This window comes from Vibrio breoganii (assembly GCF_001677275.1).
GTDB lineage: Bacteria > Pseudomonadota > Gammaproteobacteria > Enterobacterales > Vibrionaceae > Vibrio > Vibrio breoganii.
Genome location: NZ_CP016177.1, coordinates 1,470,512 through 1,489,331, shown reverse-complemented (window position 1 = coordinate 1,489,331; position 18,820 = coordinate 1,470,512). Strand labels below are relative to the sequence as shown.

The 18,820-nt window shown below is 46.6% G+C and carries 15 protein-coding genes; 9 read left to right on the top strand and 6 right to left on the bottom strand.

Features of this window, described 5'->3' with window-relative positions:
* Positions 1-16: 16 nt before the first annotated feature.
* Genes tyrR through A6E01_RS06955 form a run of 5 tightly spaced genes read left to right on the top strand, consistent with a single transcriptional unit; the run spans position 17 to position 4,196 of the window.
* Positions 17-1,561: a transcriptional regulator TyrR gene (gene tyrR, locus A6E01_RS06975; protein ID WP_017030029.1), complete on the top strand. Its 1,545-nt coding sequence runs from the start codon at positions 17-19 to the stop codon at positions 1,559-1,561.
* An 8-nt stretch (positions 1,562-1,569) separates the two neighbouring features.
* Entirely contained in the window at positions 1,570-2,163 is a 594-nt protein-coding gene (gene rimJ, locus A6E01_RS06970; RefSeq protein WP_017030570.1) for a ribosomal protein S5-alanine N-acetyltransferase, read from the top strand.
* On the top strand, positions 2,151-2,741 hold the full coding sequence (locus A6E01_RS06965) for an HD domain-containing protein (protein ID WP_065209919.1): 591 nt from the start codon (positions 2,151-2,153) through the stop codon (positions 2,739-2,741). The genes rimJ and A6E01_RS06965 overlap by 13 nt, the downstream gene beginning before the upstream one ends.
* Position 2,742: 1 nt before the next feature.
* Positions 2,743-3,216, top strand: a complete 474-nt coding sequence (locus A6E01_RS06960; protein ID WP_065209918.1) for a DUF2947 domain-containing protein — start codon at positions 2,743-2,745, stop codon at positions 3,214-3,216.
* Positions 3,217-3,233: 17 nt separating this feature from the next.
* Complete coding sequence (locus A6E01_RS06955; protein ID WP_017030025.1) at positions 3,234-4,196, top strand: alpha/beta fold hydrolase; 963 nt, start codon at positions 3,234-3,236, stop codon at positions 4,194-4,196.
* A 69-nt stretch (positions 4,197-4,265) separates the two neighbouring features.
* Here the strand turns inward: A6E01_RS06955 and msrB are convergent, their stop codons facing one another.
* The 4 genes from msrB to A6E01_RS06935 form a co-directional block, all read right to left on the bottom strand.
* Positions 4,266-5,393 carry a peptide-methionine (R)-S-oxide reductase MsrB gene (gene msrB, locus A6E01_RS06950; protein ID WP_065209917.1) on the bottom strand — a complete coding sequence of 376 codons (1,128 nt, stop codon included), beginning with the start codon at positions 5,391-5,393 and terminating at the stop codon, positions 4,266-4,268.
* 188 nt (positions 5,394-5,581) lie between these two features.
* The gene (locus tag A6E01_RS06945) at positions 5,582-8,407 is read right to left on the bottom strand and encodes an Hsp70 family protein (RefSeq protein ID WP_065209916.1); all 2,826 of its coding nucleotides are present in this window, start codon (positions 8,405-8,407) and stop codon (positions 5,582-5,584) included.
* A gap of 77 nt (positions 8,408-8,484) precedes the next feature.
* Positions 8,485-10,329 (bottom strand): Hsp70 family protein, encoded by a 1,845-nt coding sequence (locus A6E01_RS06940; RefSeq protein WP_065209915.1) that lies wholly within the window; start codon positions 10,327-10,329, stop codon positions 8,485-8,487.
* Entirely contained in the window at positions 10,329-10,961 is a 633-nt protein-coding gene (locus A6E01_RS06935) for a DUF2760 domain-containing protein (protein ID WP_065209914.1), read from the bottom strand. The genes A6E01_RS06940 and A6E01_RS06935 overlap by 1 nt, the downstream gene beginning before the upstream one ends.
* A gap of 151 nt (positions 10,962-11,112) precedes the next feature.
* On the opposite strand from A6E01_RS06935, the gene A6E01_RS06930 reads away from it, so the two are divergent.
* Complete coding sequence (locus A6E01_RS06930) at positions 11,113-11,643, top strand: 3'-5' exonuclease (RefSeq protein ID WP_065209913.1); 531 nt, start codon at positions 11,113-11,115, stop codon at positions 11,641-11,643.
* Here the strand turns inward: A6E01_RS06930 and A6E01_RS06925 are convergent.
* Entirely contained in the window at positions 11,640-12,089 is a 450-nt protein-coding gene (locus A6E01_RS06925) for a tellurite resistance TerB family protein (RefSeq protein WP_065209912.1), read from the bottom strand. The two genes, A6E01_RS06930 and A6E01_RS06925, sit on opposite strands and share 4 nt — an antisense overlap.
* 140 nt (positions 12,090-12,229) lie before the next feature.
* Here A6E01_RS06925 and A6E01_RS06920 point away from each other — a divergent pair, with 140 nt between their 5' ends.
* Positions 12,230-12,919 (top strand): sulfite exporter TauE/SafE family protein, encoded by a 690-nt coding sequence (locus A6E01_RS06920; protein WP_065210354.1) that lies wholly within the window; start codon positions 12,230-12,232, stop codon positions 12,917-12,919.
* A gap of 110 nt (positions 12,920-13,029) precedes the next feature.
* Positions 13,030-14,403: a MipA/OmpV family protein gene (locus tag A6E01_RS06915; protein ID WP_065209911.1), complete on the top strand. Its 1,374-nt coding sequence runs from the start codon at positions 13,030-13,032 to the stop codon at positions 14,401-14,403.
* A gap of 76 nt (positions 14,404-14,479) precedes the next feature.
* Here A6E01_RS06915 and A6E01_RS06910 read toward each other — a convergent pair whose 3' ends face one another.
* Positions 14,480-14,731, bottom strand: a complete 252-nt coding sequence (locus A6E01_RS06910) for a DUF6482 family protein (protein WP_065209910.1) — start codon at positions 14,729-14,731, stop codon at positions 14,480-14,482.
* A gap of 160 nt (positions 14,732-14,891) precedes the next feature.
* Between A6E01_RS06910 and hrpA the strand changes: the two genes are divergently transcribed.
* Positions 14,892-18,797: an ATP-dependent RNA helicase HrpA gene (gene hrpA / locus A6E01_RS06905; protein ID WP_065209909.1), complete on the top strand. Its 3,906-nt coding sequence runs from the start codon at positions 14,892-14,894 to the stop codon at positions 18,795-18,797.
* Positions 18,798-18,820: the final 23 nt, after the last annotated feature.

Here is an 18,820-nt window from a genome sequence, read left to right as displayed (position 1 = left end):
CACTTGAGAATCAGACGTGCGCTTACAAGTATTGTGTGAAGATCGCTTAGGTTTAACCCGCGAACTGCTGGATATCTTAACCTCGCAAAACCTAGATTTGCGAGGCATAGAGATTGACCCTGTCGGCATCATTTATCTTAATTGCCCAGAATTAGACTTTGAATCCTTTAGTGCCTTGATGGCACAAATCAGACGCATTGAAGGTGTGTCTGATGTTAGGCGCATTCAGTTTATGCCCAGCGAGCGCAAGAACACGGAACTTACCGCGGTACTTGATAACCTGTCAGAAGCGCTTCTCTCCGTTGGGCTCAATGGCCAGATTGACATGGCTAACCAAAAAGCCAAGCAGCTATTCCACAGTAGCGAACAGTCAATATTAGGCAGTTCCATCAGTCAACTGCTTCCTAAGTTTTCTTATCAATCTTGGCTAGAAGACTCTGCTACTAGGACTAAACAAACCGTTGTGATTGGCGGCATTGACTATCAGATGGAGATCATTCCTGTCCATTTGATGCAAAACAGCGATACCTCTGTGCACGCAAGTACCGTGTTTCAGCTAAGACAATCTAGGCAAGACCATGGTCAAACTGAGCTGGTATCTGATAGCGACCCATTGGGGTTTGAGCATTTTGTAGGTATATCTAACCGACACAAAGCGCTGATCACACAAGCCAAGAAACTTTCCATGCTTGAGCAGCCCTTGTTAATAGAAGGCAATACAGGAACCGGCAAAGAAATGCTTGCTCGTGCCTGTCACGCTCGCTCTCATCGCGCAGCAAACCCCTTTATTGTGCTAAGTTGTGCCTCTATGCCGGATGACGTGGCAGAAACTGAGTTGTTTGGTCATGCAGAAAGTGCCTCAAATCAAGGTAAGCCTCATAAGGGTATCTTTGAGAATGCCGATGGAGGGACTGTTTTCCTCGATGAGATTGGCGAGATGTCCGCACACTTGCAAAGCAAACTGTTACGATTCTTACAAGATGGCACATTTAGACGTGTAGGTGAAGATAAAGAGGTGAGCGTCAACGTTCGCGTCATAGCCTCGACTAAGCATACGCTAGAGCAGCTGATAGAGTCGGGCACCTTCCGCCAGGATCTCTACTTCCGTCTTAACGTTTTAAACCTCAAGATCCCGCCACTGCGCGACAGATCATCAGATATCGCACCATTGTTGGATATGTTGCTGGTAAAACACTGCGCTCAGTTGGGCATTGATAAACCAAGCTGCTCAGCAAGCCTGATGGACGCCTTAATCAGCTATAGCTGGCCGGGTAATATACGCGAGCTCGACAATGCGGTACTTCGCGCGCTCACCGAGCTTGAGGGGACAGAGTTATCGACCCAGCATTTTCATCTTCCTACCCTTGATGGGTTGTCCAAAGGAGAGGCGAAGCTCGACCTTGATGGTTCACTGGATCATATAATGAAGCGCCATGAATCTCAGGTGCTAGAAAAATTGTATCAAGCATTTCCATCAAGTAGAAAACTCGCCAAAAGGCTGAATGTCTCGCACACCTCAATTGCGAATAAGCTTCGCGACTATGAGATTGGGAAGAAATAGGTTTGGAGATGTTTTTCACTCATAAGCCCTTAGTGGTCAAGAAAAGTACTTCTGTTTCAGAGCCGATGATTCGCTCTGTGACGCGCTCGGATGCGAAGATATTGTGTGAATACTTTGTTCGCAATAAAGCGTTTTTAAAGCCTTGGGATCCCATCAGAGATGAAGGTTTTTACACAGTTACAGGATGGAAATATAAGATAGCTCGCCTTGAGGAATTAGAAAAACTCAGACAAGGTTTGTACCTTCTAGTTTTGAATCATGACGAGAGCAAGGTATTAGGTGTCGTGACCTTTAGCAACATTGTCGCTTATCCCTTTCACGCATGTAATCTTGGCTATTCTCTCGATGAACAGGAGCAGGGTAAGGGACTAATGCACTTTAGCCTGAAAGAAGCCTGTCACTATCTTTTTAAGCAGTTTAATATGCACCGAATTCAGGCGTCTTATCTTCCCCATAATGAGCGAAGTGCCAAGGTCCTAGAAAAAATGGGCTTTGTAAAAGAAGGGATCGCCAAGGACTACCTATTGATTGATGGGCGTTGGCAAGACCATGTGTTGACGTCACTTACTAACGAAAACTGGATGGAAGCATGCAAAGATTAAACCAACAACTTGAAATGTTGATGGAGATTGACCAGCTTAAGAATGTACTCAGAAGAACTCGAGTAAAGAGCGCGCAAGGTCGCCTTGAAAATAGCGCAGAGCACAGCTGGCATGTCGCTACCATGGCTATGCTCACTCATGAGCACGCTAATGCAGAAGTAGACATTGCTCGAGTCCTAAAGATGCTGTTATTGCATGATATTGTTGAAATTGATGCAGGAGACACCTTTGTCTATGACGCGGTGGCCTCCAAAGAGCAAGAGCAAAAAGAATTGCTAGCGGCAGATCGTTTGTTTGGTTACCTACCAGAAGGCCAAAGAGAAGAACTGCGTGCCATTTGGGATGAATTTGAAGCAGCGACAACCGATGATGCCAAGTTTGCTAAGGCGTTAGATCGATTCATCCCGATGTTATTGAACTATCATAATCAAGGACAAAGCTGGGTTGAGCATCAAGTGAAACGCAGTCAAGTCATTGCTATCAACGGTCGCATTCAGCAAGGCTCAGAAACCTTGTGGCAGAAGGCGCTACAGATCATAGATGAAGCCGTAGAAAACGGCTGGCTAAAAGATGAGTAATATGGACCATATATCGCTAGATGAATATTCACGCAAGTGGATCTTTACCCACCAATCCATGCCTATTCCCTCCGAAGACTTAGCGGAAATTAAGCCTATGTCGCAGGCTAAAAGTGCTCAGTTTTGGAAGGATAACATCAGTAAGCAAAGTCCTGACTCAGAGCGCATGAGTAGCCAAGATTGGCCGACGTCAGGGGCTAATTGGTCTGACTCGGTAAATTGGATGAACAACTGGGAGTCCGATGATGAAGGCCTGCCTGAAGCAGTGATTGAACACATTGATTGGCAAGACGACGTTACAGTGTACTTCTGTTACGAGAAATACAATGTCGTGCAAACCACCTGGTCTATATTCAAACAACACTGGAAGAACTTTCTGTTTTTTGACGATGGCCCAATTTTGATTGGCCGACGACGCAAACAGGCGCTATGGTTTACCACTGACGGACAAGTAAAACTCGGTAATCGTCCTTAAGATTTGAGGGGTGGCATGTGTGGTTTGAGTTAGGGTTACTAGCGTTTTTTTTTCTCATTCTATTGTTGATCATGTTGCCCTTCTGGCGAAACCTAGAACGTCGCTATTTAACCCAAGAGTTAAAAAATCACCCCGGACTCACTATTGCGCAGCTGCCACTTGGCATTGTGAATTATCGCATTGCTGGTGACTCTGATTTACCCGTTGTGGTATTGGTGCATGGCTTCTCAGTGCCTAGCTTTGCCTGGGAGCGAAATGCCAAGGCCATAGAGGAGTCTGGTTTTCGCGTACTCACGTTTGATCTATTCGGAAGAGGCTATTCTGCCCGTCCCAATACGCGATATAACCTAGCGCTTTTTTCCAGCCAACTTGAACACCTTTTAGAGCATTTGCACATCGACCAAGCTGTACATTTGGTTGGCTTGTCTATGGGCGGCGCTATTGTGTCTCACTATGCCCAATCGCACCCCGAAAGGGTCGCGAGTGTGAGCCTTCTTTCACCCTTGAATGAACCGGTTAATATCGGCCCGCTTAAACTGCCTATTATTGGTCGCTACCTCACCTATGCTTTTTATCTTCCCAACATGATTAAAGAGCAGATCAAAGACTTTGTAGAACCTGAATTGCTTGGTCACTGGCAACAACGTTATCAAGAGCAGATGAGAATAAAAGGGTTTCGTAATGCGATTTATTTGACGGCTATTCAGGCATTGCAGCAATCAAGCCAACAGGCTCTTGAAAGTCTAAACAAGAATCAAATTCCCACGCTACTGATGTGGGGTAAGGAAGATCAACTACTGAGTTTCAATCAATCAGAGAAGGTTCGTTCTTATTTACCTAGCGATCACAAATTCATAGGATTGGAGGGTGCAGGGCACGCTTTGCAATATGAGGAAGCAGAGAGAGTGAATGAAGCTTTGGTTGCGTTTCTTAGTGGATTGTCAGATAAAAAAGAACCGGCCCGAAGGCCGGTACTCTAAGCAGTTGGCTAGCCATTGCAACGTGGTTAACTTAGCTGCTAAGAAAATCATACACTAAATTTGCACCTTCTAAAATAGTGTTAAGAACTCTTCATATCCCATTTTAGATAATTGATCTTTAGGGATAAATTTCAACGACGCCGAATTAATGCAGTATCTCAATCCGGTAGGCTCAGGACCATCTTCAAACACGTGCCCAAGGTGTGAATCACCAAATCGGCTTCTTACTTCTATACGTGTGTAAAACAGTTTGCTGTCTTTGTGCTCGGTTATAAAACGGTCATTGATCGGCTTGGTAAAACTAGGCCAGCCTGTCCCTGACTTGTATTTATCTGTGGAACTAAACAAAGGTTCACCTGAGACGATATCCACGTAGATCCCATCTTTTTTGTTATCCCAGTACTCATTTTTAAATGGACGCTCGGTACCTTCTTGCTGAGTAACGTAGTACTGGAGTTCAGTCAGCATATCTTTGATCTCAGAATCATTTGGCTTTGTGTAGCGTTGAGTGTCAACGCCTTTATCAGCCTCAATCATTGCTATCAAGGTCATGCCGGACTCTTCACGATCTTTACCAAAGATGCTATCGAGATAGCGGTCGCGTCCAGAACCGTGACGATAGTATTTATAGCGAATCGGGTTCTTTTTGTAGTAATCCTGATGGTAATCTTCAGCGTCATAAAAGGTGGTGTATTCGATGAGCTCTGTTTTCAGGGGTTTCTTGTACACACCTAATCGGTCTATATCTTGAATGAAGCCGCTGGCGATATTGAATTGCTGTTCGTTGTGATAAAACACCGCAGGTCGGTAGTGCCTTCCTCTATCCACAAATGAACCTTGATCATCGGTAGGATCCATATGGCGAAACAGGTGGTCTAGCACTTCTACATAGGTCACTGAGTCTGCGTCATAAGTGACTTGTATCGCTTCTATGTGGCCGGTCTTACCTGCCGCCACTTGTTTGTAGGTTGGGTTAACCTCAGTCCCTCCGGTGTAACCGGAGACAACGTCAATGACCCCTGGCAATTTCTCTAGGTCGGCCTCTGTACACCAGAAACAACCACCGGCAAGTGTTGCCACTTTAATGTTGGTTGCGTCGGACATTTTTGCGTCGTCAGCCATAGAGCTGCTAGACATCATCCATGCGAAAGGAGAAGCAATAACAATGGTGAAAAGTGCGGTAGACAGTCGTTTCATTTGAGACCTCGTCTTTCTTTGTTGAATAGTCTCTTAATAGGAGAGTACAAACCAAGAAAAAATTTCACGATTTTTTATTAATTATCGATTTTAATTAACAGTAATAGTACGAGGGTTTGAAGACAATGGTTCAGGATAAGGCGAATATTGCCCCTTAGGCGTAGGGGCAATAGTGGGTTTTTGGGGCTTTAATCGTCTTGCAGTAATTGCAAACCTGCGGGTAGGGTATCGCCGAAGGCTTTTTGAGCCTCTTCCTGATTGAATGCTTCCTCAGTGGTGAGAAGATGCAACCAAGTTTGCGGCACCTTACTGCCTGTGACTTTTTCTATTACTTTCTGTCTTAGCTCCGCAGCCACATCAAGGGTTCTATCACCGGTTTTACAAGCCATCATTACTGCGGCAAAGGCTGCCATGCTTTGTTTATTCCAATCTAGCTCAAGCAAGGTGTGCAACCAGCTATTGATCTCTTCAACTGGAATAACATTGTGCTGGCTGCCATATAGTGGCCTGCGACTGCCAAGTCGTGCCAGCGCCCACCAATGCGCATCGCGATAGCTTTCTAAGTGGCAGGCCTTGGTCATAAACCAATTGGCGAGTAGCGTTTTGTCGTCAAAGTGCAGTCTTTCCAAAGAGGCCGATAGGCGAACCATTGCCTCGTAGCCATTTTCATGGGCTACTTTGGCTGTTTGTGGGTTTTTAAGCGCTCCTGGATGCAAATATTTGGCAATATCGGCAAGAATGCTTTCTTGTTGATCTTGATTCAGACCACCGCTGACTCTACGCCAAAAAATCCACCAATCGCTCCACCCTTGCTGGTTCTTAAACTGAATACCTTGTTGGTAAAGTGGCCACACTTGCTCCATTCGCCACGAATCAACGGGATCGCCAAATCCTGGTCTTAAGCTGTAGCCTGCTAATCTTAGCCAGTTTTTCTCATGCGGCTCAGAGCGACGGCGACGTTTCTTACCCAGTGCAAAGGCATCAAATAGGTGACGAGAGGTGGTTAGGTCCCAGCTATCGCGTTTACCTAAGTTTCGTTCTAGTTGCTTGGCAAGCATCTTGATTTCTTTGGCATCGGTTTGCTTTTTGCTGCCACTGTAAAGGGTAGAAATCAGCTGCTTGGATTGAGTAAGGTTCGCAGGTATGTGCTGCTCTTCAACGGTTTTTTGATTGCGAACCTCAAACTCGACCTGCCAGCGGTCGTCATCATTGTCGATGTCCACACACTCTAGTTGCAATGTACCCACTTCTGTCAACTTACTGCTGAGCTGTACTTCTACTCTGCGCTTTTGATTCGCCTCTAGTTCTTCATCACTACCACTGTCAAGAGAGGCGATAGAAGGAGGAAGAGCCTGCATTAAGTCGCTATCTACGGTGTGAAGTGTTCCATTGTTAGGGGTTGAGCCGTCGCTCAAACTGTCCATGGTTGTGGTCAACAGATTAAAGCGCACGGGTTGGTCGAGAGTGAGTGCAAACCGTCTTCCGGTTAGGCGCACTTCTGTGCCTTCTTCACTGCCTTTGCCAAGAAGACATAGCGCTTGGCTTTTATTCTTACCCGCTAGGTGTAAAAAGTAGGAGCGGGGGCTACCACCACCAATCTTTAGCTGAGCGCCGCGACGCGCTTTGCTGTACGCCACTGCGCCATACGCCACGGCAAAGTCTGGATGTGGGTTATCCAACAGGGTAATAGAATCATCACGCCATAATTCAAGGACATCTTGAATACGTTTCTTGATCAAAGGGCTGTTGAACGCACCGCCATTGACGAGAAGCGCAACAGGGATAGCGTGTTGTCGGCTGTTACCTAACGCGTCTTGGCAAGCAGATTGATGCTGGTTCAAAAACTGCGCTACGTGCTTGGTAACGGCTGGGTCTGATACATAGGGCAAACCAAATTCCACAACAGCACTTCGCTTGGTGCTAGGTAGCTCATCAAATGGAGTTAGAGGGAAGAAGCCTTCAAGACCAAGCTGTTGAACCTCTTCTCGCGTTACCGCCACACTGCGTGCGCCGCCAATCAGACGAGAACCGCCACCTAATAGGGTGACTTTGCCTTCTTCTGGCGCATTTACGCCGAGTAAGTTCTCCTTCACACGTCGAGTTTGGGAAATCAGCTTGCTCAGCGCTTGGGCTTTCATTGGTGTCTTGTTGTTGAGCTTTTGTTCACTGATATGAGCAAGGGCAAGGTCGATGTTATCACCGCCAAGCATGAGGTGCTCACCTACGCCAGTACGATTAAGGCTCAGTTCACCGTCTGTGTATTTCGCTTGGATAAGGCTAAGGTCGGTGGTACCGCCACCTACATCACAGATCAAAATCAGTGGAATATCTGAAAGATCGGGGTTCTGCTGCTGCTCAAAGCGTGCATACCAGTCATAACAGGCCGCTTGAGGCTCTTCTAGTAGCAACACCTTATCTAAGCCTGCAAGAGAGGCAGCCTTTAGGGTCAGGTTTCGGGCAATTTCATCAAAAGAGGCAGGGACCGTGATAACCACTTCCTGCTCTTCAAGTCTATTGATAGGGTTTCGGTGGTTCCATGCCTGCCTGATATGGTTTAAGTAACTGGCACTGGCAATCACCGGAGAGACCTTTTCAACATCGTCAGCCCCCGCCCATGGCAAGATGTCTGATTCTCTGTCTACACTGGCATGGGATAGCCAACTTTTGGCACTGGATACCTGTCGTCCTTCCACTTGAGAGCCTAGCTCTCGTGCCCATTCTCCGATAATGACATTCTCTACGTCTCCTGCAACCTGTTGCTGCGTCCACGGCAACTGCAGGGTCTCACTGGAAAACTGCTGCTTTGTCGCATGAAATCGAAAAGAAGGGAGCTGCGGTCTGCGTGCTACTTCCCCTTGCCCCACAAGTTGGTCAATTTCAAACAGTTGCAAAGGAGATTCTTTCAGCGGTTCAGTGTTTTCACAAAACGCGACCACAGTATTGGTGGTACCAAGGTCAATGCCGACGAGAAAGCGAGATTTTTTTGATGATGCAGGTGTCTTTGACGATGTCATAGTTAACTCGGAGCAACAAGGGTGGAGAAAACAGCACTGAGGAGCCCAGTGCTGTTTAGGGTCTTTGGAATTATAGATTAGCTTGAGGCGTTTTCTTCTCGCACATCAAATTCAACGTGCCACTTTTGACCGTTATCCGCTGCAATCGCTTCAAGATAGAGGGTGCCCAGTTCGGTTACGCGAGATGCTAGCTTAACCGCAACCACATCGCCCACTTGACGGCCTTCTTTCGCATCTAGAGTGACATGGATTTCAGGAAGCTCATCGAGCTCGTCGTCTTGCCAGTAATCTAGGTGCGTACCTGCGCTGTCTTCACGGCGAATGGTAGAGCCGTAGAACTGGAAGTGTACTGGTTCACCAATCACAAGGCCAAATTCTTGGCTTGGTACATCTGCTGAAGAGCCTTCTTCCATACCAAAGGGTGCCACACACAATGCTTCCATTGGTGGTGCCATGCCAGGGATAGCAGGCATGGCGCTTTCGATGCCGACGTAGTAACTCGAAGCGATACCGCCACGAATACGAACACCTTTGCCCTGACGAACTTGACCGTAGTAGGCAGCACCAGAAGATACCGCAAGGTCAAGGTCTGAGCCGAGAAGCTGTTTAGCCTCTGGCGCGTCAGCGTCAGCTAGCCATAGGTTAATCACTTCAAACAGACGCTCAGCAAGGGTATCGGCCTTGAGTACGCCACCGTTAAACAAGATAGCCGTAGGCTTAACAAAGTCAGGCTTATCTGAGCCAAACATGCCACCAAACACATCAGCGGTGGATTCTGCTTGCTTGCTTAGGAAGGCGGCAATGTGTCTTGTCACACCGGCATCTTGCGCGTACGGCAGACCCATCTGCGTTAATGCGCCGCGTCGTGCTTGCTTTGGATGCTCGTCAATATCAACAACAGGGAAGAAACCGTCCACTAGGGTTTGCTGAACCTCTTCTGAGGTCAATTCGGTTTTTAGTGTGCTGCCCATCAGCTTAGAGCCACGACTTGGGATAACAATCGGCACAGACTGCAGTTCTTTATCGTTTAGCAGTGCTTCTTTGGCGTCGCGACAAGCGTGCACGATGGCTTGGATTTGCCAAGGTTGCAGCTCTTTGCCGTCTTGAGCCATCTTCATCTTAATGCGATAGGCTAGGGCAAGGTCCATGTTGTCGCCGCCAAGCAGAATATGCTCGCCAACGGCAACACGCTCTAAGGTCAGGTTACCTTCATCTTCTGTTACCGCTACGAGCGATAAATCCGTAGTACCACCGCCAACATCGACAACCAAGACGACATCACCGACCGTTAATTGGTTGCGCCAGTCATCTCCGGTTTTTTCAATCCAGTTGTACAGCGCCGCTTGTGGCTCTTCCAACAAAGTAAGATGATGCAAGCCAAGATTGCGCGCCGCTTCCGCAGTAAGATCGCGCGCAGCTGGGTCAAAAGATGCAGGAACCGTAATCGTAACGTCTTGCTGGTGAAGCTTATGCTCTGGGTGGGCATGATCCCATGCTTGCATTAAATGCTCTAGGTAAAGCTCAGTCGCACGCAAAGGAGAAACCTTGCTGATCTCTTCAGGGCTGCCTGCTGGCAAGAAGGCTTCACGACGGTTTACTGCCGCATGACCTAGCCAAGACTTGGCACTGGCCACTAAACGAATTGGGGTCTTGCTGCCAAGCTTTCTCGCAACAGAGCCCACTAGCGCTTCTGGAGACTCAGTCCATGGAAGGGTACGAGAGCCTGCACCCATCTCATGTTCACTAGGCTGGTAAATGAAAGACCCTAATTGATTTAGGCTTTCTACCTGGCCCGGCGCACTAAGCTGAGGAATTGGCATTACCTCGACTTTAGCTTCTTCTTGGTGCTTATCAACAAAGGATAAAACGCTGTGGGTAGTACCTAAATCGATACCAACAATGTACTTTGCAGATTCACTCATTACAGCTCAACCTCCGCAGGGGCGATGATGTTGGCGTTGTAGTTTTCAGCCAATTTTGGAAGCTCGATGTTGTCCGCTTTCCAACCCTTATGAATTAGGATGCCAGTAAAGGGTGCGTTGCCCGTAACGTTACCAACGAGACGAATCTCTTGAGCGTCAAACCCTTCAGCCACTTGAATTTGTGTTTCTTCCGTTTCGCTACGAACTGGTGATAGTGTCACGTAGTCTTTAAGCACTTTCTGTCCGCCACTATGAATAACACGAGCGGCTGCGCCCACTTCTTCGTCAGCGAACGCAGAGATATCTTCTTTAAGGAAGTCGATTAGGCGAGCTTCTTGTTGTAGTAGTGACAGCAGTTGCAGCGCAGAGTCAGTAGAGGCTGTTTTGAGTTTTGACTCAACTTCAACCACTTTCTCAACCACTTTTTCTACTTCGACGATTTTCTCGACTTCAACGATTTTTTCTACAGGTTTTTCAACCTCAATACGTTTCTCAACGGGTTTTTCGACGATCTTTTCAATGGTTTTTGGCTTGCGAGCGATAGCAACAGCCAGAAGGACGACACTTGACGCAGCTAAACCTGCGTGAAGCATATCAAACGTGTTGGGTAACACGGATAGGTCGATGATCATGATTAGAGTCTCATTAGGTATAATGTAATTGCTCTAAATGTGCGGGCGCTTGAATAGAAATTCAAGTACTTAAATACATTTAGTTAGTGTTTGAGTATGTCAAATTAGGGTAAACTTAACGACAATTAATATCGCTCATGAACAAGATTTAATGAACTATAACCGAGTTGTTTGCTTTGATTTAGAAATGTGTTGCTGGAATGAAAACGGCAAGGGCATTACAGGTGAAATCATAGAAATTGGTTTAGCGGAGATTGATCTAGCTAAGCAAGAAATCGTTAAGCGCGCGCAATATTATGTGAAGCCTGAAAAAGACGAAGTCTCTCCATTTTGTACTCAATTGACGGGTATCTCTGCACGCAAGATTGAAAAGCAGGGTAGACCACTTGAAGACGTGATGAAGTCGATGATCAAAAATTTTGGCGGCGCGAACAAGATTTACGCAAGCTGGGGTCGTGACGACATTATCTTTCGCAACGAATGCATCGATAAAGAGATTGATTTTCCCTTTGTTGAGTTTGTAAATCTCGCGACCTTGTACCGCATGCAACATCGCCTTAGAGAAAAACGAATTGGTCACAGAGCGGCGCAAGAAGCGTTAAACATCGAGTGGGAAGGAAGACAGCATTCAGGCTATACGGATGCTTACAATCTGGCAAAGCTTGCGCTAGCTATGCTCTAATTACCCTCTTGTACCTCTAGTTTTGTTTTTACAAAGTCGCTGTGATCCACATAGATAAGCTCAGCGGCTTTACGGATGACGGACTCTTCGATAGGGTCAAGCTCACCATCGGCATAGGCGACCGTCCACATGGCTTTGATGAGATCACTTCGCTCAGCTCGAGGTAAGTCTCTTAATTGAGACGTGAAGTCATATAAAGAAACGGATTGGTTTGCTTGTTCCCGCGCGTTTTCAAGCAGTGCAGCGGCGTCTTCGGCCGTTACGTCTAACAGTTTTTGCAGCATCTGCTGCTCTGCTGCTAACTCTTGCGGCGTTTGTTCATGGTCAGCGGCTGTCACCTCACACAATAAAGCGGCAATAGCGAGCTTGGGTTGTTTTTGTGTGTGGGTAGCAAGATCGTTGCCATCTAATAGCTCTTTAAACAAAGAATGGATTTTATTGAACATGTGATCGACCTCATGATTCTTTATCGTTTATCCATTATATGCAGGACTACAGGGAATGAAGTCAATAGTGAATTTTGAAAAACTACTTTGGAGTTATAATGCCTGACCTAGGGTTATTTGAAGCCTCATCCCTTATTGCCATGCTATTAATCTTTGTGGGAGCCTTTGTTCAAACGGCTATCGGCTTCGGATTAGCGATTGTTGCCGCGCCATTATTATTCCAAATTTCAATAGATTATGTTCCTGCACCTATTTGTTTAGTGGCGCTGGTGGTGTCACTCATTAACGCCTTTAAGTTCCGCTCTAACATCAGTATTGGCGGACTAAAGCTCGCTCTGTACGGACGTATTCCTGGCTCTTTAGTGGGAGGCGCAATTCTGCTTTACGTTTCCGCGAGCATGCTGTCGCTGGGACTTGGGCTGTTTGTGTTGCTCGCCGTTTTAGTCAGTGCATTGCCATTTCGACTTGAGCCAACGCCTAAGCGCATGTTTGTAGCTGGGTTTCTATCTGGCTTTATGGGCACTAGCTCCAGTATTGGCGGGCCGCCAATGGCACTGTTACTTCAGCACCAAGATGCCAACAAGCTGCGTGGTAATTTGTCGGCCTTCTTTGTGTTTAGCTCTATCTTATCCTTGATAGTGCTTATGGGCATGGGGTTATTTACTATGAAGCACTTTTGGCTAACGGTGCCACTTATCCCTGCGGCTATGCTGGGTTATTGGGTGGCGATACGCTCGGTAAACTACCTTTCTAAAGAGTGGATGAGACACATCTCGCTGTTCCTTTGTCTAGTGAGTGGCTCGAGCGCTATCTGGCAAGGCCTTTCTTAACCGACAAATGACAGGCACCGAAAACAATATTTACCTTTCTTAGAATTGTAAGCCTATAATAAATAGTGACTTTTAGCCTTATTGCTAGTTTTAAGCTTTGAAAGGACTCTATGAACAAATTTCAACCTAAGATGTTGGCTGCATCGATCGCTATTTGCCTATCCTCTGGCGCGATAGCAGAAGAAAGACCGGTCACAGATCCTGCTGAGTCGGAAGATGCTCAACTTGCCGAGAATACCAAAAAGAATCCAGAGCAAACCTGGGGGCTCGCAGGCGTCGTTCGTAGCGCGTCTGTACCCTATGTAAACGGTCTTGACCTTGAAGACTCAGAGCGCGTAAGCACTTTTATTCCCATGCTCTATTTTGAGAACGAATACGTTTACGTAAAGGGACTGGAACTCGGAGCGTATCTGTACAATCCTAAAGAAAGCGATTGGAATGTCTCTGTTTTAGGGCGATTGCGTTTTGTAGATATACCTGCAGAAATTCAAAATGAATTTGGTGCTGATGCCTTGGATTTGGGTGTTAGAAGTGAGTATCAATATGACGAAAATTGGTATGCATACTCTGAGTTGATGACCGACACTGACGGAGAATGGTACATACAAGCAGGTACAGAGGGTGAGTACTACTTTGGTGATTTTACCGTTCAACCCCACGCCTCTTTGCGCCTAAAAAGTAGCGACTTTAACACCAAATACTATGCGTTGAATGCAGAAGACATTGATGCGGGTGTAGATTATTTTGTAGGGGTTCGTGCTAATTATCATGTTGTGTCCAACCTTTATCTTCTAGGCGCAGCAAACATACAGATACTTGATGGTAACGCAAAAGATGCTGCTGTGATTGATGGTCAAGTGCAGACCGAATATTATCTCGGCTTTGGCTTCTTCAATGACCCGGGTAAGCCACGTAAGTCGGATTTATCCAATAAACCCTACGTGCGGGTAGCACATGGGTGGGGCACACCGTCCAACCTTGGTGACATCTTAGGTGGGGATATTGAAGACGATCCGTACAACAGCCAAATTACCACGGTATTTTACGGTCATCCTTTGACCGATAGCCTGTTTGGATTACCGCTGGATATCTACTTAACCCCAGGCTTTGGTTGGCACTGGAGTAATGATGACCAGGCTACAAGCCAAGAATATATATTAGCGATAAAGGCCTACTACACCATACCTTGGCCATTTGATTGGAGACTGGGTGTCGCGGAAGGTATGTCTTACACCTCTAAGATCAACTCGCTAGAGCAAAACGAGTTTGACGAAAAAGGCTATGAGCCTAACAACTTCCTCAACTACTTGGATTTCTCTGTCGATGTGAATTTGGGCTCTATGTTCAACTCTCGCTCAATGGATGGCGTATGGTTGGGTTACTCAATACACCACCGCTCAGCAATCTTTGAAAAATCGTCTCAATATGGGCGTATTAAGGGTGGCAGCAACTACAACACTGTCTATTTGCAGTTTGATTTCTAAAACAAACAAGCGATACAAAAAAAGAGGCTCAAATGGGAGCCTCTTTTTTGTGTGTGACCGATAAGTAGTAGAGGCGCTAAAACCAGTTGAGATTCATAATAGTCGCATTTCGCTCTGACTCACCAAAGCCACACATTTCATCGTATGCAGTTGATTGTAATAGCGAGGCGGATTGATACATTTCTCCCGCGCAGTGTTCTCGCACCTGCTCAAGGCTGCGAAAGGTGCGTAGTTTGTTTTGATGATCCACTAACGGCGCTTTGTGTTCGCCCTGAACTTGATACGCTAAATAAATATCACCTTCCAATGATTCAATTAAAAGTTCCATGGGTTCCTCGCTTGCCAAAGAAGAGTGAAAACACTTACGCAACGCAGCCTAAATGGATCATTGAAAGGTAATTATCGATGAAGCAAATACACGATTTTTAAGCCTATTGTGATACAATTTAGCGAGTTATACCTTTCATTGTTATCAGTTCGGAATCGTTTTGACCCAATCTCAGCCTCAAAAACAGACAAACACCGCTACCTCTCTTAAAGCCGCTCTTAAAGAGTGCATGATAAAGGACCGCTTTCGCCTCTCTAAGCGCATTCAAGGCGCAAGTCGCATCAAGAAAGAGAGCGCTAAGAATACCGTGTTTGATGAAATCGCATTAGATATTGCCAAGTCCATGATGACGGTGCAGTCCCGCCAATCGAATACGCCTACCATTGACTACCCAGAAATCTTACCGGTAAGTCAAAAGCGCGATGATATCGCTAGGGCAATTGCCGAGAATCAGGTGGTGATCGTTGCGGGTGAAACGGGCTCGGGTAAGACGACTCAGCTTCCTAAGATCTGTGCTGAATTAGGACGAGGTAAAAAGGGCTTAATTGGTCACACTCAGCCAAGGCGTCTTGCAGCGCGTTCAGTGGCAAGCCGTATTGCCGAAGAGATGGAAACCCAGCTAGGGGAATTTGTCGGCTATAAGGTGCGTTTTAACGACAAGATCAGTGAAAATACTCAAGTTAAGTTGATGACTGACGGTATCTTGCTGGCAGAGATCCAGCATGATCGCTACTTAAATCAATACGACACCATTATTATCGATGAGGCTCATGAACGAAGCCTCAATATCGACTTTATTCTGGGCTACCTGAGAAACATCTTACCTAAGCGCCCTGATCTTAAAATCATCATTACCTCGGCAACCATTGACCCAGAACGCTTCTCTAAGCACTTTAACGATGCGCCTATTATTGAGGTTTCGGGCCGTACTTATCCAGTAGATACTCGCTATCGTCCTTTATCTGGCGAAGATGATGTTGATAGAGACCAGCTTGAAGGTATCTTTGAAGCGGTTGATGAACTTTGCGACGAAGGGCTAGGGGATATCCTTATCTTTATGAACGGTGAGCGTGAGATACGTGATACCGCTGACGCTTTGAGTAAACGTAATCTGCGAGATACCGAAATCGTCCCACTTTACGCAAGGCTTTCATCGTCTGAGCAAAACCGGATCTTCCAGTCTCATAGTGGTCGCCGAATTGTACTGGCAACCAACGTTGCAGAAACCTCTTTGACAGTGCCGGGCATTCGCTACGTCATTGACCCAGGCACAGCGCGCATCAGTCGTTACTCTTACCGTACCAAAGTACAGAGACTACCGATTGAAGCGGTCTCACAAGCGAGTGCAAACCAGCGTAAAGGTCGTTGTGGCCGTGTGGCTGAGGGTATCTGTATCAGGCTTTATTCAGAAGAGGACTTCTTGTCTCGTCCTGAATTTACTGATCCAGAAATACTACGCACTAACCTTGCGTCCGTTATTCTGCAGATGACCGCTTTAGGGCTTGGTGATATCGAAGCCTTCCCATTTGTCGAAAAGCCAGATCGCCGCAACATTCAAGATGGTGTACGACTCCTTGAAGAGCTAGGAGCCATCAACCCGACCGCAAACGACCCGCGTAAGCGCCTAACGGGTATTGGTCGTAAGTTAGCTCGGCTACCCATCGATCCTCGTCTTGGCCGTATGGTGATTGAATCGCCGCGTCTTGGCTGTGCTAAAGAGGTGATGATCATCGCCTCTGCGCTGTCTATTCAAGACCCTCGTGAGCGCCCAAGTGATAAACAGCAATCCTCAGACGATAAGCACCGTCGATTCTTTGATAAAGATTCGGACTTCTTGAGCTTTGTGAACTTATGGGAATACATTAAAACCCAGCAAAAGGCATTGTCAGGTAACCAGTTCCGTCGCCAATGCAAGCAAGACTATCTCAATTACTTGCGCGTTCGTGAGTGGCAAGACTTGTACTTCCAGCTTAGCCAATCATTGCGTGAGCTTGATATTAAGGTGAACGATGAACCTGCAGACTATCAGTCGGTACACTGTGCACTCCTCAGTGGCATGCTGTCGCATGTGGGCATGAAAGACCAAGAAAAGAATGAATACCAAGGTGCTCGTAATGCACGCTTCCATATCTTCCCAGCATCAGGCCTATTTAAGAAGCAGCCTAAATGGGTAATGACAGCAGAATTGGTGGAGACCTCACGCTTGTGGGGTCGTATTGTGGCCAAGATACAGCCTGAATGGATAGAACCACTGGCTAAGCATCTTATTAAGCGCAGCTACAGTGAACCGCACTGGTCGAAGAAACAAGCGGCGGTGCAGGCTCACGAGAAGGTGACTCTGTATGGTATTCCGATTGTGCCAAAACGCACGGTAAACTATGGCCCAGTTGATCCAACGCTCTGTCGAGAGTTGTTTATCCGCGCCGCTATGGTTGAAGGGGATTGGGAAACCAAGCACAGTTTCTTTAAGCAAAACCGTAAGCTATTAAAAGAAGTGGAAGAGCTTGAGCACAAATCTCGTCGCCGAGATATCTTGGTGGATGACGATGAGCTATTCGACTTTTATGATCAGCGAGTCTCAACCGATGCCATCTCGGGCCGCCACTTTGATTCGTGGTGGAATACAGAGCGTAAAGCCAACCCTGAGTTGCTTAACTTTGAAAAAGAGATGCTATTTCGTGGCGATGCCTCGCACGTCACTGAGTTAGATTATCCAAACTTTTGGCATCAAAACGGCCTTAAGTTAAAGCTTAGCTATCAGTTTGAGCCTGGTGATAATAGTGACGGTGTCACGGTGCACATTCCGTTACCGGTATTAAACCAAGTTCAGCCAGAAGGGTTTGATTGGCAGATCCCTGGTCTTCGTCATGAGCTGGTGGTGAGCTTAATCAAAGCACTGCCTAAAACACTTCGTCGTAACTTTGTGCCTGCTCCTAACTACGCGGATGCGTTTCTGTCGAGAGTGACGCCAATGGAAGCCCCATTGCTTGATAGCCTAGAGAGAGAGTTGCGCCGTATGACGGGCGTAGAGGTACTCAGAGAAGACTGGAAACTAGAACAGATCCCAGATCACCTCAAGGTCACCTTCCGCGCCGTCGATCATCGAAACCGTAAATTGAAAGAGCATGCGGATCTGTATGAGCTTAAAGACAGCCTAAAAGAGAAGGTTCAACAGACCCTCTCTAAGGTGGCGGATGATGATATTGAGCAAAAAGATCTTCGTACTTGGAGCTTTGGTGAGATCCCGCGGGTGTATGAACAAAAACGTGGTGGGTATCAGGTTAAGGCGTACCCAGCCATTGTCGATGCTAAGCAAAGCGTTGAGATCAAGCTGTTTGAGACTGAATATGAACAACAACAAGCGATGCAAGCCGGTCAGCGTCGTTTGGTTCTGCTCAATGTTCCTTCGCCAATTAAGTACTTGCATCAGAATCTGCCGAACAAATCGAAGCTAGGCCTTTACTTTAATCCGTTTGGTAAGGTGCTGGACCTCATCGATGATTGCATTGCTTGTGGTGTAGATAAGTTGATTGAAGAGCAGGGCGGTCTTGTATGGGAGTCTGACAAGTTTGAAGCGCTGAAAGAGCATGTGCGTGCAGAGCTTGGTGATACCGTGGTTGATATTGCAAAGCAAGTAGAAGCGATCTTGACCACTGCCTTTAATATCAATAAAAAGCTGAAAGGGCGTGTTGACCTTAGCATGGCCTTTGCTTTGTCTGATATTAAGGCACAAGTGGAAGGGCTTATCTATAAAGGCTTTGCCACCGATTGCGGCTGGAAGAAATTGCCGGATATTTTGCGTTATATGCGTGCTATCGAAAGGCGTATGGAAAAACTACCTATCGACCCTAACCGAGACCGTTTGCAACTTCTCAAGATTGAGGCAGTGGCGAAAGAGTACCAAGAGCTAAAGAATAAGATACCAAAAGGCGCGGTAGTACCTGAATCAGTGAAAGAGATTCATTGGATGCTTCAGGAATTGCGAGTCAGCTTTTTTGCTCAACAATTGGGCACACCGTACCCGATTTCAGATAAGCGTATTCGAAATGCTATTGATAATGCGTAATTCTATGCTGTGATTTTGTCATT